This window comes from Candidatus Nanopelagicales bacterium, assembly GCA_030700225.1.
Classification (GTDB): domain Bacteria; phylum Actinomycetota; class Actinomycetes; order S36-B12.
In genome coordinates this window covers 93687-108049 of sequence record JAUYJT010000061.1, presented here as the reverse complement: position 1 = coordinate 108049, position 14363 = coordinate 93687, and the positions used below count along the sequence as shown (strand labels likewise).

General features: G+C 64.5%; 12 protein-coding genes. 1 reads left to right on the top strand and 11 read right to left on the bottom strand.

The window, feature by feature from the left end; translation table 11 throughout:
• A partial coding sequence (locus Q8P38_09965) for a DUF222 domain-containing protein (GenBank protein MDP4014928.1) occupies positions 1-769 on the top strand: 769 nt, incomplete at its 5' end.
• A gap of 98 nt (positions 770-867) precedes the next feature.
• On the opposite strand, the gene smc is transcribed toward Q8P38_09965, so the two are convergent.
• From smc to Q8P38_09910, 11 genes are all read right to left on the bottom strand, one after another.
• Entirely contained in the window at positions 868-4416 is a 3549-nt protein-coding gene (gene smc / locus Q8P38_09960; protein ID MDP4014927.1) for a chromosome segregation protein SMC, read from the bottom strand.
• A 97-nt stretch (positions 4417-4513) separates the two neighbouring features.
• Entirely contained in the window at positions 4514-4687 is a 174-nt protein-coding gene (locus Q8P38_09955; protein MDP4014926.1) for a hypothetical protein, read from the bottom strand.
• 98 nt (positions 4688-4785) lie between these two features.
• Complete coding sequence (rnc, locus tag Q8P38_09950; GenBank protein ID MDP4014925.1) at positions 4786-5556, bottom strand: ribonuclease III; 771 nt, start codon at positions 5554-5556, stop codon at positions 4786-4788.
• On the bottom strand, positions 5508-5681 hold the full coding sequence (gene rpmF, locus Q8P38_09945) for a 50S ribosomal protein L32 (protein ID MDP4014924.1): 174 nt from the start codon (positions 5679-5681) through the stop codon (positions 5508-5510). Before rpmF ends, rnc begins: the two co-directional genes overlap by 49 nt.
• Position 5682: 1 nt before the next feature.
• Positions 5683-6273 carry a DUF177 domain-containing protein gene (locus Q8P38_09940; GenBank protein ID MDP4014923.1) on the bottom strand — a complete coding sequence of 197 codons (591 nt, stop codon included), beginning with the start codon at positions 6271-6273 and terminating at the stop codon, positions 5683-5685.
• Entirely contained in the window at positions 6273-6770 is a 498-nt protein-coding gene (locus tag Q8P38_09935; GenBank protein ID MDP4014922.1) for a hypothetical protein, read from the bottom strand. The genes Q8P38_09940 and Q8P38_09935 overlap by 1 nt, the downstream gene beginning before the upstream one ends.
• Before the next feature lie 9 nt (positions 6771-6779).
• Positions 6780-7265, bottom strand: a complete 486-nt coding sequence (gene coaD / locus Q8P38_09930) for a pantetheine-phosphate adenylyltransferase (protein ID MDP4014921.1) — start codon at positions 7263-7265, stop codon at positions 6780-6782.
• The gene (rsmD, locus tag Q8P38_09925) at positions 7259-7852 is read right to left on the bottom strand and encodes a 16S rRNA (guanine(966)-N(2))-methyltransferase RsmD (protein MDP4014920.1); all 594 of its coding nucleotides are present in this window, start codon (positions 7850-7852) and stop codon (positions 7259-7261) included. The genes coaD and rsmD overlap by 7 nt, the downstream gene beginning before the upstream one ends.
• Complete coding sequence (locus tag Q8P38_09920) at positions 7849-10047, bottom strand: ATP-dependent DNA helicase RecG (GenBank protein MDP4014919.1); 2199 nt, start codon at positions 10045-10047, stop codon at positions 7849-7851. Before Q8P38_09920 ends, rsmD begins: the two co-directional genes overlap by 4 nt.
• 115 nt (positions 10048-10162) lie before the next feature.
• Positions 10163-13147, bottom strand: coding sequence for a DEAD/DEAH box helicase family protein (locus Q8P38_09915; protein MDP4014918.1), 2985 nt, complete (start codon positions 13145-13147; stop codon positions 10163-10165).
• A 19-nt stretch (positions 13148-13166) separates the two neighbouring features.
• Positions 13167-14351, bottom strand: coding sequence for a DNA methyltransferase (locus Q8P38_09910; protein ID MDP4014917.1), 1185 nt, complete (start codon positions 14349-14351; stop codon positions 13167-13169).
• Between the last annotated feature and the right edge of the window lie 12 nt (positions 14352-14363).

Here is a 14363-nt window from a genome sequence, read left to right as displayed (position 1 = left end):
CCGCCGCGTGGAGTTACGAGACGAACAAGACGGCATGTGTGAACTACTCGCCCTACTACCCCAGGAAGAAGGCGGCAGGATCTGGCGGCGCCTAACCGCGATCGCCAAAGGCATGTCCAGTGACGGCACAGGGCGTCGCATCGACCAAATCCGCGCCGACACCCTCACCGACCTAATCCTGAACAACCCCACGGGCTCCGCCGCTGGTTCCGCCGCTGCCGCTGGTTCCGCCGCTGCCGCTGGTTCCGCCGCCGCCACCGGTGTTGAGGTGAACGTCGTCGTTGGTTTGGACACGCTGCTGGGACTGGCCGAGGACCCTGGCGAGGTCACTGGTTTGGGTCCGGTCCCGGCCACCGTGGCTCGTGAGCTGGCCGCCGACGGAACGTGGAGGGCCTGGGTCAGGGATGCGGCGTCGTCGACGGTGACGGCGACTGGTTCTCGCACCTATACCCCGGGTGCGGCGTTGGCTCGGTTGGTTCGGGCCCGTGAACCGTATTGCCGCCATCCTGGCTGTCGCCGCCAGTCCCAGGTTTGCGATCTTGATCACGCCATCGCGTGGCCCAAGGGGGCTACCACAGCGCGGAACCTGGGGCCGTTGTGTCGGAGGCATCACGGCTTGAAGACCCACCACGGATGGGACCTCGACCCAGGCCTCGACCCAGACTCCAAGATAGGGCAAGACGGCAACGAGGCAGCGGTCGGCTGGACATGGCGAACACCAGCCGGAATCACCATCACCGACAAACCCCCGCCGCTACTACTGGAGTAGCGCCACTACGGGAGTAGCCGGGGTGGGTGCCCGAGGCCGCGCCCCTCCCCCTTCCCGCTTCGCGGGTGGGGGGACCCCCACCCAAATCCGAAGGGCCGCTAGAGCAGAACCTTCTCGCGCAGGCGCTGGGAGATCACCTGGCTGACTCCGTCATCCCGCATGGCCACTCCGTACAACGCGTCCGCCGCCTCCATCGTGCGACGCTGGTGGGTGACGACGATCAACTGACTGTCCTGCCGCAACTCGTCGATCACGTCGAGTAGTCGGCCCAGATTCACGTCATCAAGAGCAGCCTCGACTTCGTCCAACACATAGAACGGGCTCGGGCGAGCCTTGAACAGCGCGATCAGAAAGGCAACCGCTGTCAGGGACCGCTCGCCACCGGACAACAGAGACAGGCGCTTGACTCTCTTCCCCGCGGGACGGGCCTCAACCTCGACGCCAGTGGCGAGCATGTCGTCTGGGTCCGACAGAATCAGCCGCCCTTCACCGCCGGGGAACAGCCGGGAAAAGACGCGCTCGAACTCCCGGGCAGTGTCCGCGAATGCCTCGGCGAACACCTGCTGCACCCGATCATCGACGTCCTTGACGATCGTCAGCAGGTCTCTGCGTGAACTCCGCAGATCATCGAGCTGATCCGACAGGAATTGCTGTCGCTCCTCCAGGGCGGCGAATTCCTCCAGCGCGAGCGGATTCACCCGACCCAGCAACGCCAGTGACCGCTCCGCCGAAGCAAGTCGGCGCTCCTGCTCGGCCCGGACGTACCTGTAGGCCTCTGGCGGGGGACGATCATCCGCGGCTGGGCCTGGCTCAGGAAGACTGGGTGAAACAAGCACGTCGGGCCCGTATTCGCCCAGCAGAACATCGGTCGGAACGCCGAAATCCTCCATCGACTTGTCGCCGATCTGCTGAATTCGGATTCGCTGCTCGGCGCGCACCATCTCATCGCGGTGGACTGAATCTGTTAGCCGCTCCAGCTCGGCGGCGGCCTCTCTGATCCGCCTGCGCAGCTCGGCAAGAGTCTTGTCCCGCTCCAAACGACCCTGCTCGGCTCGAGTGCGCTCCGCGGCCGCCACGCCCACGAGACCGTCGGCCAGGTCGGCACCGATCTCAGCGGCAGCGAGCACCGCCTGGGCAATCTCGGCTTGCCTCATGCGGCGAAGGCCACGCACCTCGGCCTCGCGCCGGGCCTCGCGCTCACGTTGGGCCGATGCCCGTAGTCGTTCAACTTGGGCTCGCAGCGCACGAACGCGCTCTTCCCCCATCCTCAAGGCGAGCCGGGCGTCCGTCTCGGCAGAACGGGCAGTGGCCAAGGCTGCGGCCATCTCATCCCGATCGCCGATCGGCAAGTCAACATCCGGCACGGCGGATCGCAGTTCCTCCAGCCTCTGTGAGATCTCAGACAGCTTCACTCGGTCGTGCTCCAAAGCCCGTTCGATTGTGGAACTCGACTCGCTCAACCTCGCCTCATCAGCTCGGGCCGCCTTCACCTGGCCAGCCAGCGCCGCCAACCGGTCCGCGGCGGCAGCCATCGCCGCATCGGACGCGTTGAGCTCCGCCAGGGCCGAGTCCAGGTCCCGCTGGGCCTCCGCCGCCTTGTCCTCTGCTGCCTCGGTCTTGAATCGCAACCGGTGAACCTGGGCCTCGAGATCAGCCGCGACCTTCTCAGCCTCATCCCGCTGAGCGACGAGCTGGATGACGGACGTTTCCCCAGGCGCTCCCGACCTCAGCTGATCTCTGGACACCAGGTCCCCGGCGGCGGTCGCGGCGCGAACGACGGTGCCTCGGCTGACGAGTTCGACGGCCTGGTCCAGTGTCTCGGCGAACGCCGTGTCCCGAAGCAGACCCCCCAAGGCCGCGCGCGCGGGCTCGGCGATGTCAACGAAATCTGTCAGCCACCCAGCGCCACTGCCCAAGTCCCCCGCGGAACCGCCGCCTGCTACCAAATCCTCGCCTGGCACCAGGAACTTCACCGCCGAGTCCGGCGTGGCCGCGGCGATCCGCGCCGCTATCTGAAGTGTGTCGGCCAATACACCGCCAGCAAGGTCCCCCAGTGCCGCCGCCAGAGCTCGTTCGTAACCTGGCCGCGGGCGGATCAGATCCGACAGGGACCCATGAACGCCCGAATCATCGAACACCCAATCCGGCGTCGCATCAGATGAGCGGACGGCGGCGCCCAGGGCCTCCACGCGGGCAGCGGCCGCAGCGCGCAACCGCACGATCTCGGCTTCCTCCGCTCGCAGATCAGACAGTTCGCGATCGGCCTTGTCCCGGTTCACGGCAGCTGCCTCGTACCTCGCGTCCAGCCCCACTTCGCCGTCACTAAGACCAACGACCTCTTGCTCCAGGCGCGCGAACTTGGCCGAAGCCTCCTCAGCCAGCCCACCCGCCTCCAGAACAGCGGGACGGGCCAGGGCGAGTTCCGACTCGCGGGCCTCCAGCCTTGGGCGGATCGCGCCGACTTCCCCGGCAACTCGCGCCAGCTTCTCGCGACGGTCGGACTCGGCTACGCGCGAGGAGTCCAGGCGCCGCTCCAATTCCGCCATCTCCGCTTCGCAGCGCAGCCGGACGGCCGAGCGCTCGGCGAGTTCCTCGACGTGCCGACGAACGCTCGACTCCATGTCCGCGTCCTCGCGTTCAAGTTCACCAGCCTCAGCCTCCATCGCTTCTGGATCGGTACCACCCCGCAAGGCGCTGCCGTCCACCAAGTTCCGGGACCTCTCCCGCGCGACGGACGCAACAGAACGGAAGCGTTCCGCGGTTCCAGACAGCCCGAACCACAATTCCTGTACGTCTGACAGCTCGCGTGCCACAGCTTCGGCTCCCGACTCCAGCTCGGCCTCGCGCGCCTGGTCCGCCAGGAGCAGCGCCTCGATCTCCCCTCGGCGCTCACGAACCACTGCCTCGTCGGCCTGTTCCAGCTCCAGCTGGGACCGCATCTGGTGCAGGTCGTCGGCGAGCAGCCGCAGCCGGGCGTCCCTGGCATCGGCCTGCACAACCACAGCGCGCCGCGCCACCTCAGCCTGTCGGCCCAGGGGCTTGAGCTGCCGTCTCAGTTCGGCTGTGAGATCCGCCAAGCGGTTCATCTTGTCGTTCAAAGCGTCAAGCTTGCGAAGCGCCTTATCCTTGCGGCGCCGGTGCTTGATGACGCCGGCAGCCTCCTCGATGAAGCCCCTCCGGTCCTCGGCAGTGGCGTGAAGAATCGCGTCGAGTTGACCCTGCCCCACCACGACGTGCATCCCGCGGCCGATTCCGGAGTCGGACAGCAACTCCTGAACGTCCAGCAACCGGCACGGGGAACCGTTGATCGAGTACTCCGACCCGCCCGACCGGAACATGATCCGGGAGATGGTCACTTCGGCGTAGTCGATCGGCAACGCCCCGTCGCAGTTGTCGATGGTGAGGCTGACCTCCGCACGTCCAAGCGGAGCCCTGCCAGAGGTGCCGGCGAAGATGACGTCTTCCATCTTCCCGCCGCGCAGGCTCTTCGGACCCTGCTCGCCCATTACCCATGACAGCGCGTCGACGACGTTCGACTTACCTGAACCGTTCGGCCCGACCACGCACGTCACGCCGGGCTCAAGCACCAGGGTCGTTGGCGGCGCGAAGGACTTGAAGCCCTTCATCGTCAGGCTCTTCAGATGCAAGCTGAACTCCTCGGACAGGAATCATCGCCGATCACGGGTGACGGCAGCAGGCTAACCCGCGGTGTCCGCTTGCCGCGTTCGGCGCGCCAGCAGAAGCTCAGGCAACTACGACTTCGCGCAGCTCTGACTCAAGATCATCGAACCGGACTTCATCAGCTCTGAGCCGCGCCACTTCCGACTCCAGCTCACGCACGCGACGTCGAAGGCTCGCGATTTCCGCCGCGAGACGAGTTTCAGATCTTCCCATATGCCCGAAGAGAGCCTTGGCCATGTGTCATCCCCTCCGTCCCCGACGGAATACAGAACGTCAGAACCCCAGATGGAGAGTCTCTCACTTCCTGGTGCCGACGTGAAGCCCCCGCGCGCTACTCAATCGCCGTCGCCCGAAGTCCCAGCCCCAGAAAGTTCGGAAAACGTCAGCCGGGCCGCCTGCTGCTCCGCGTCCTTCTTCGTGCGCCCCTCGCCATGGCCATGCAGACCATCGGCGAGTTGGACCTGCGCCGAGAAGAGCTTGTCGTGATCTGGGCCCTCCGCCCGCAGCACGTATTCCGGAGCTCCAAGGCCGAGTCGCGCCGCCAACTCCTGCAGACTCGTCTTCCAGTCCAGCGCGGCTCCAAGCGCCTCTGTCTCTTCCATCATCGGGTCGATTAGGCGGCGGATCATCGCGGCCGCGACTTCCAGGCCCTGATCGATGTAGACGGCCCCCATGACGGCCTCCATGGTGTCCGCGAGAATCGACGTCTTGGCGGCGCCGCCCGTCGCCGACTCTCCCTTGCCAAGCAAGATGAATTCGCCGAGTTGGAGGCTCTCGGCGAGGCAGGCCAGGGCCTTGGCGTTCACCAAAGCTGATCTCATCTTGGCGAGCCGTCCTTCGGGAGCCTCGGGGTTGCGGCGGTACAGCGCGTCCGTCACCACGATGCTCAGCACAGCGTCTCCGAGGAACTCCAACCTCTCGTTGGGCCGCAAACCCCCGCGTTCATACGCGTAGGAGCGGTGAGTGAGCGCCTCGTTCAGGACCTCGGGCGCGATATTCACACCGAGCCGGTCGCACAGCTCGGAAGTGTTCGAACCCGGCTGTACGCCCACGCCGATCACACGTTCAGGACTGGACGCTTCTTGTACGTACCGCAGGTCGGACATGCGGTGTGAGGGAGCTTGGCCGAGCCACAACGGTCACACGCTGTCAAAGTCACCGGCGCGGCCTTCCACTGCGAGCGCCGGGCATGCGTGTTCGCGCGGGACTGTCTCCTCTTAGGTACGGCCACGTCAGTCACTCTCCTTCACCTGGGAGCCAGCCTCCGGCAACCCAGCCAGCGCCGACCACCTTGGATCGATCTTGGTGTGTCGGTGCTGCGGGTCATCCGCGAGCTTGAAACCGCACTCGGCGCAGAGCCCAGCGCAGTCCGGCCGACACAACGGAGTCAAGGGTAGTGCCAGCACTACCGCATCGTGAAACGCTGGTCGAACGTCCATCAAGTCACCGTGCATCTCGGCGACGTCTTCGGCCTCGTCGTCACCGGCGCCATCGCCGACGCCGGGGTAAGTGAAGAACTGCCTGAACGAGATCTCCTGGTCCCATTTCAAGGGCTCCAGGCATCGAACACACTCCCCGCGCGCCCCAACTACGCCGTCGGCCGTGACGAGGATTCCGTCCAGGACCGACTCCAGCAGTATCCTCAGCCGGGCCAGCGCGCCAGGCTCAACCCAAGCGACGTCGTTGCCCACCTTCTCCGGCACTGGGAATTCCGCTGTGCGCACGTCCGAAGAGCCGGGTTGACGCGTCAGGCTCCTGCTGTCGATCACCAAGGGGTCGTTGGCATCGGCCTCGGTGCGCTGCCTCACCGTCCGGCCCGCCACTAGCGTTCTCCAGATTCCGCTCGATCGGCCAACCGACGGCGCCCATGGGCGATCGCCTCAAGAGTCTGGCTCAGGGTCGCCTCGAACGCGGCCAGCTTCCCATCCACGTAGGCGTCCACTTCGGCCCGCTTGTTCGCGGATTCGCGGCTCGCCGCGGCGAGGATCTCATCAGCCTTCTGATGGGCGACAAGCGTGACCTCGTGCTCGGCGAGCAGCCGATCGCGCTCGTCGCGCGCAGCGGCCAGGATCGTCTTGCCTTCATCCGCAGCGGCCGCGATGATCTCGTCCCGGCGGGACACTACGTCCTTGGCCGCCCGAATCGCATCGGGAATAGCCGCCCGTGCGGCCAGAATCAGCTCCGAGGCCCGGGCCCTGTCGATGATCACGCCTCCACCCAGGGCCCTGGGTCGAGCGGAGCTGATGAACTCGGCTAGAGAGTCCATCTGCTCAAGGATGCCCGGTGCTGTTGAATCGGGACCGTCCGATGCTGTGCTCATCTGTCACCCCTAGGTCGTATCGGCTCGCAGCTTCCCCAGCAGCTGGGGCAGCACAGAATCGGGGATGAGTCCGCTGACGTCACCACCATGATTGGCCACCTCCTTCACCAGGCTCGACGAAAGGTACCCGTAGACAGGGTTCGTCGACAGGAACAGGGTCTCAACCCCGGACAGTCTGTAGTTCATCTGGGCCATCTGTAGCTCGTAGTCGAAGTCAGACACCGCTCGCAGGCCCTTGACGATGATCGAGATGTCGTGTTCCAGGCAGTACTCGACCAACAGCCCGTGAAAGCAGTCGACCTTCACGTTGTGGAACGGCTCAAGACAGTCGGTCAGCATCTCGATCCGCTCCTGCACCGTGAACAGTCCGGCCTTCGTCTTGTTGATCAAGACGGCGACTGTGACTTCTTCGAACAGGGCTGAGGCTCGCGCGAACACGTCCATGTGCCCATTGGTCACCGGATCGAACGAGCCTGGGCAAACAGCCGTCACCATGTGGGCTCAGCCCCTTCCTGGACCTGCGGCGTTCCCGTTAGACCGTACCAAACCCGCGTCTGCCCGTACCGGCGTTCACGCAGCGGCCGCACAGACGATGGCCACGACCAGTCGGCCCAGCGCGCCGAGCCTTCAACGACGACAAGACACGGCGTGTTCAGCCATCCGCCCAGCGCGAGCCGACCGATCTGGGCCGACAGTTCGGCTGGATCGGTCTCGTACGGCGGATCGGCGAAGACCAGGTCCACTGGCTCGCCGACGGCCATGCCTGTGAGCTTGTCCACGCGCATCACACAGACACTTCCACCGGTCAGCCTCAGGTTTCTCAGGTTCTCGCCAAGCACCCTGGCGCACGCGCGGTCCGACTCGACGAACAAGGCGCTGGCCGCGCCTCGGCTCAGCGCCTCGATCCCGAGGGCACCTGTGCCGGCGAACAGGTCCAGAACTCGCCGCCCTGAAACGGAACCCATCTGGCTCTCCACGGCGCTGAGCATCGCCTCGCGGACGCGATCGGAAGTCGGCCTGGTCCCGCTGGGCGGTACCTTCAATCTGCGACCCTTCGCCGATCCGGCGATGACGCGAGTCACGTCTTGTCCAGGTACTCTGCTCGATCCTCTGACTGGAAGCGGCTGATCGCGGCAAGGAGGGCCTGGTGGGCCGCCAGGTCAGGGGATTTCTGTAGCACTTCGCTCGCGTCCCGCCGGGCGTCCTGAATCACGTCTTCGTCCCGCAGAACCGACAGCAACCGCAGTGAGGAACGCAAACCCGACTGGGCTGTTCCGAGGACGTCGCCCTCCCGCCTCTGCTGCAGATCGATGCGGGCGAGCTCGAACCCGTCGCTCGTCGCAGCTACGGCCTCCAGGCGCTCGCGCGCGGGAGACCCCGGCTCGGACCGCGTCACAAGCAGACACAGCCCCGGTTGCCCGCGCCTGCCAACTCGTCCGCGTAGCTGATGCAACTGCGAAACCCCGAAGCGGTCCGCGTCCATGATCACCATTGTTGAAGCTTGGGCTATGTCAACGCCGACTTCGATCACGGTCGTGGCCACGACAACGTCAAGAGCGTCCGCCGCACCGCGCTCAGCCCCAAAGCGACGCATGACGGCATCCTTCTCATCGGAGGGCAGGCGGCCGTGAAGGGCGGCGATACGGCAACCTGACAGCGGGCCATCCTTCAGCGCCGCCAGGGTTTCGACCACGGTTCTCAGCGACGGGCGTTCCGCATCCGGATCGCCTTCCTCGTCCTGGAGATCCTCAGCCTGCCCAGTGTCATCAATGCGCGGACACACCACGAATACACGCTGACCGGACCGGACTTCCTCGGCCGCCCTTAGCCAAACACGCTCAAGGTGCGACGGCTGGTCGATCTCGCCAACGACGTGCGTCTCGATGACCTGAAGTCCCGCGGGTCGCTCGCGCAGCGTGCTCGTCTCGAGGTCTCCGAACACGGTCATTGCGACCGTGCGAGGAATCGGAGTCGCGGTCATGACAAGGAGGTGTGGCCGTTCCCCCGAGACTCGGTCTAGCAGCGCGGAACGTTGCTCGACTCCGAACCTGTGCTGCTCGTCCACGACTATCAGTCCGAGGTCGGCGAACTGAACCTTGTCCTGAAGCAACGCGTGAGTGCCGACCGCGATCCCCGCGGCACCGGACGCGATGTCCAACAGAGCTTGCTTCCTGGCAGCCGCCGACAGCGAGCCCGTCAGCAAGGCCACGCACGTCGCCTTGTCGCTACCACCGAGCATGCCGCCGCCCGCGAGTGGCCCGAGGAAGTTGAGAAGTGAGCGGTAGTGCTGCTGCGCCAAGACCTCCGTCGGCGCCAACATCGCTGCCTGGCCGCCGTCATCGACGACCTGGAGCATCGCCCGTAGAGCCACAACCGTCTTGCCCGACCCGACATCGCCTTGGAGTAGCCGGTGCATCGGGTAGAAGCACGCGAGGCCGCGACGAACAACGTCTCCCACCTCGAGCTGCCCCGCAGTCAGCTCGAACGGCAACTTAGCGTCGAAGGCGGCCAGCAGGCCATCCTCCGTCGCCGGACGCGGCGTCGCGGACAGGCTCTCTGTGTGAAGCCGTCTCTGCGCGAGCACCGCCTGAAGCACGAACGCCTCGTCGTACTTCAACCTGCGCCGGGCGGCGGCGACTTCGGCGTCTGTGTATGGCTTGTGGATCCCCTCCAGAGCTTCGCGAAGCGGTAGCAGCCCATGTTTGGCGCGTATGGCGTCCGGCACCGGATCCGGCACGTCGCCGAGCCCGGCCAGGACAAGGTCGACCGTCCGCATGATGGTCAGACTCGACACTCGGGCAGTTGCCGGATAGACGGCGACTAGCGAGCCAGCGAACATCCGCGCGATGTCACCCGTGTCACCATCTGCCGGCAGGAGCAGGTAGTCCGGATGAGCCAACTGACGCTTCCCACGGAAAGTGCCCACCTTCCCGGTGAACAGGGCGCGCCGACCGGGTACGAGGTCCTTCACGCGCCACGGCTGATTGAAGAAGGTCAGATTGAGCTTGGCGGTCCCGTCCGTAACGACGGCCTCGATGCGCGTGCGATTCCGACTCCCGCGGAACGGAATCAGCTTCACTCCGTCGATCTGCGCCATGACGGTGACGTGCTCATCCACGCGCAGACTGTCCAGGTCCGTCAGCTCTCCCCTGCGGACATATCGCCGGGGGATGTGATCTAGCAGATCCGCGACGGTCTTCATCCCGAATGATTCCGACAGGGCTTTGGCCGTGCGGCCCCCAACGACCGACGTCAACCGATCATTGATATCCGCCACGTGTCCAAGCCTCTCACCCGACCCTGATGCCCTGTCGGCAACGCCGCACGCTCCGGCTTCTGGGTCCGCACCGGGCCCGGGCTGCCTGAGGTCAGTGGTCCAGGCGCGGTACCGCTCATGGCCAGATGTCACCCAGCGTTTTCGCTTGCCGGTACGAAGCGGCCGGCGGCGTAGATGTTGTGGCCGCCAACTCGTCGAAGTGGGCCTTCGCTGAGCCGATCTTGCCTCTCTCAGTCGTGCGCAGGTCCAGAACGTCCATGGACCCCTTCGTCTCGACCACGAAGTACACGCGTTCCCCTTCATCGTTCAGGATCAGCACGGCCCAGTCCGGGTTGTAGGGCCCCAAAGGAGTCGGGACCTTGAACCAGCCCGGGAGCTTCGCGTACACCTTGACGGCGCTAACGGTTTCGAGCTCGGCCGCGGATCTCCGCTCGATGCCGGAGTCCAGCACTAGCTGTTCGTAGACCGCCTTGGTGGCCGGGATCAGGCCCTTGACGTAGCCCCGCAGTTCCTCGGTGCGGAACAACGTCTGGTGGTAGTACTCGTCGGCGCCGAGCCGTTCGTACTTGATGCCGTCCACGAGGACGAGCCGCTTGCACCGGTTGATCGCATCGGCTGCTACAGAGATGAACTCCTGCGGGTTCAGGCGGAAATCGCTGAGCCGACCGGAGCCGGTCAGGATCTGGGCGATGGTACGTCGGGTCAGATGGGTGCGGTCTTGAAGTTCGGTAACAAGATCCGGCAAAGCATCGGGGGCCTCCTTCAAGCGCACCGTCTGAGCGCCTTCGACCTCGGCGGTGTCAATGCCCGCCCGGTCTTGTCCAACAGTGGCCTTCCGCCAACGCAGCGTGGAGACGCTCGCCTCAGGAGCGTCGCGCAGTGCCGCTACGCACTCGGCGATGAGCTTGTCGTTGTCGAACTTCACGCGGTAGGCCGTCTTGTGTTTGATGCGCTCCCACAGCGCCTGGAACTCTTCACTGTCCAGGACCTGCGCATGCGGCTTGACCTGTTGCCGTTCATCGGCATCCTTCACGGTCAACCGCCCTGCCAGCTTCTTCAGGACCTCGGCGATCGCGTCACGCTGGCCCGCGAAGTCCCGCGGAACCGCGAGAGTGTCGTCCCGGAGTGCCTCGCGCAAGGAGGCTTTGATCCTGCCATCAGCGGTAACGTAATCCTCCTCGCGGAGGTAGCCGTATAGCTTGATTGATTTCTCGTAGCCGAGTGAGGTCACGGCTCCGGCTGGATCCACGACGGCGATGCCGGCGAAAGCGTGTGCTTCGACCACGCCGAACCGGATTCCGGTGTCATCCTCGATCTCGCGTTGAAGGTTCGCCGCGAAGTCCTCGTAGCTCTCGGTAGCGATGACAGTGAGTGTGTTGGTGTCGAAACCGCGTAGGCGGTCACCGTTCTGATCCACGCACAACCGCAGTCCCCGGCCGATGGTCTGGCGGCGCTGGATCTCGCTGCTCATGTCCCGGAGCGAACAGATCTGGAACACGTTGGGGTTGTCCCAGCCCTCCTTGAGGGCTGAGTGGCTGAAGATGAACTGCAGCGGGGTGTCCAGGGAAAGCAGCTTCTCCTTGTCCTTCATGATCAGGTCGTAGGCACGTCCTGCCGCTTCGCGTCCTGTCTCGTTGCTCTCCGCGGTGTCGGTCCACCGGGCGGACCTGTCCATGGAGAAGTACCCGTTGTGGACCTTCTCAACGGTCTCAGCGAGGTCTTCGGCATCGTCGAACAGGCCCTTGTAGTCCGGGTGCTTGGCCAGCCGGAGGTACTCCTCCTCGAATATCAGGGCGTACGGGCCCTTCACTGGCCCCTCGTCCGTGTACTCCCGGTACAGGGCAACGTGGGGCACGAAGAACAGGCTCAAGACCTTGACTCCACGGTCGCGCAGGCGTAACTGCTTGTCCAGGTGTTCACGGATCGTGCGGCGGATCATCTCTCGATGGAGTAGGGCGGGGTCCACATCGCCAATGGACTCGCCGACCGCCAGCCAGCGAGCGTCACCCGGAGCTAGCACCTCAATGGTCTGTCTCCCCCGGCCGACCTTGATCTCGCCGATGGAAATGTCGGCGTACACGTCACGTCTCGTGGTTTGCCGCAGGTCGTCCCCATCGCGCACAGTGACTGCTCTCCGGGATACCTTCCCGCCCGCCGCGACCACGTCCAGTTCCACCGACGCCGTGATGGTAGCGCCGCGCCCGCTCGTGGACAGTAGCTTGATGTAGGGCCGGTTGTGCGCTGCCTGGATCGTCGCCGAGGCGACTTCGATCTGCTTGACCAGTTCCTGCTCGTATGCGTCCACCGCGTCGAGGCGGTAGACCATGGCGTGCTTGTCGACGTGGGTCGCGGAGTAGCGCAGCGTGCACAGGGGGTTCATGCCGTCGAGGGCTTTCCTCCCGGCGCCCTTCAAGCCCCCATCGACGCTCTGGGGCTCGTCAACGATGACGATGGGGTTGGTCGCCCGGATCAGGTCGATCGGCTTGTCTCCGCCTGTCTTCTCGGTGTCCTTGTAGAGGTTGTTGGTGTCCTTCTTGTTGATGGCGCCGACCGTCATCACCATGATCTGGATCTGGGAACTGGTAGCGAAGTTGCGGACGTTGCCGAGCTTTGCCGAGTCGTACAGGAAGTAGTCGTAGGGGATACCGGAGTACAGCGCCCTGAAGTGGTCCCGGGTGATCTGAAGCGTCTTGTACACACCCGCTTTGATGGCGATCGACGGCACGACGATGACGAACTTGGTGAAGCCGTAGCGCTTGTTGAGTTCGAACACAGTCCGCAAGTAGACGTACGTTTTGCCGGTGCCGGTCTCCATCTCGACCGTGAAGTCCCGGGCTGGGAGTTCCTCGCTCGGGGCCAAGCTGTGGCGAGCCTGGACTACGTTGAGATTGGCGAGCAACTGCCCATCCCCCAAAGCCAGCCGGTTCCCGATTCCCAGGCCCGTGTCCACTTGATCCGGACCAAGGACCGCCTGCCCGCCGAGGGCCGCGCTGGTCACCGTGAACTCCGTCCGGCAGATCTCCTGGCCCGTGAACAGGCCGCACACGGCGTCGATGGCGTCGGCCTGATACTCCAGGTCGGCCTCGAAGCGGAGCTTCATGGTCGCCATTACCAGTGCCCTAGACGCTGCGCACGTTGGTCAGGTCGTTCTGCTTGAGGATCTCGGCCATGTTCGTCTTGGCCACGTCGTCGACGAAGGCACTGTCCCGGAACACGATGGCCATGTCGCTTGACGTCTCTAGCTCGCGGCGCCAGGTCACGATCGCCTTCGCCACGGCCTCGACATCGGACCCAGTCAACTCCTCAGCGAGGCAAACCATGAGCACTCCACCGCCGATCGAGTGGACATTCTTGCCACCGATCTCGCGCGTCTCAATCGGAACGCACAGGTCCAGCCCCCGCTTCAGCAGCACCTCGTACAGCAGATCCTGCTCCGTGCGGCCCTCTACTACGTGCTCGACGCTCAGCCTCAGGGCCTCCTCAAGGTCGGCCGGGTCCGGGTCCCAAGCCCGAATGTTCGAGGAGTCGAGCTTGAAGACCCGGAATCCGAACAACTCCGGCGGCCCGCTGGTTGCACCGGCCGTGACCTTCCGAGCCGCACGGCGCAATCTCTCCTTCGTAATCTCGGCTATGTTGAGCGGCTTCCCAAGTTTCGAAAGGACCGCTGCCGCCTGGGAATTGGTTGCTGTCTCGTCCAGCGATTCGTCTAGTTGGACCAGGAAGAATCGAAGATTGTGTTCCCCGGAGACATTCATGTTCATCACAGCATGTGCAGTACTTCCCGAGCCAGCAAAGAAATCCAGGACGATGTCGTCATCATGGAGCACGAAGGAGAAGATTGATTTCAGCAGTCGAACTGGTTTCGGGTTCGTGAAGGCTTTCGATACCTCGGGGAACAGGTCACGAAGGTCGTAGGCTCCCAGGCGGCCGTCCAAGGTCAGGACGCTGGGCAGTTTGTCCGTGTAGTCCCGGGCATAGACCTTCAGCTCGATAATCTTGGATTCGTCATCGCCGAACAGGATCTTGTCGGCGTCCAGCAGTTCGCACATCGTCGTCTCGGGAAAGCGGTAGCCCATCAGTGGCTGCTTGCATGGACGCCCAGTGATTGGGTGGATGACGTCGTAGCGGTACCCCTCCTTGCCTGGGTTGTGCACGCTCTGACTGCCGATGTATATGCCGTCAGAGTCGATGTACTTGTATCGATCCATCGGTCGCAGCTCTCTCTTGTGTTCGGAGAACCACGTCCTGTACTCGGCCCCCAACTCATCCAGGTCGTCAAACCGATCGAGCAGGTCCCGTTCCACTTCAAGCAGGAC

Bases quoted from the DNA above. Each gene is read 5' to 3' on its own strand.
- Q8P38_09955 (MDP4014926.1), bottom strand. From the start codon at position 4,687: ATGGCCAAGGCTCTCTTCGGGCATATGGGAAGATCTGAAACTCGTCTC.
- Q8P38_09935 (MDP4014922.1), bottom strand. From the start codon at position 6,770: ATGAGCACAGCATCGGACGGTCCCGATTCAACAGCACCGGGCATCCTT.
- rnc (MDP4014925.1), bottom strand. From the start codon at position 5,556: ATGTCCGACCTGCGGTACGTACAAGAAGCGTCCAGTCCTGAACGTGTG.
- Q8P38_09915 (MDP4014918.1), bottom strand. From the start codon at position 13,147: ATGAAGCTCCGCTTCGAGGCCGACCTGGAGTATCAGGCCGACGCCATC.
- coaD (MDP4014921.1), bottom strand. From the start codon at position 7,265: ATGGTGACGGCTGTTTGCCCAGGCTCGTTCGATCCGGTGACCAATGGG.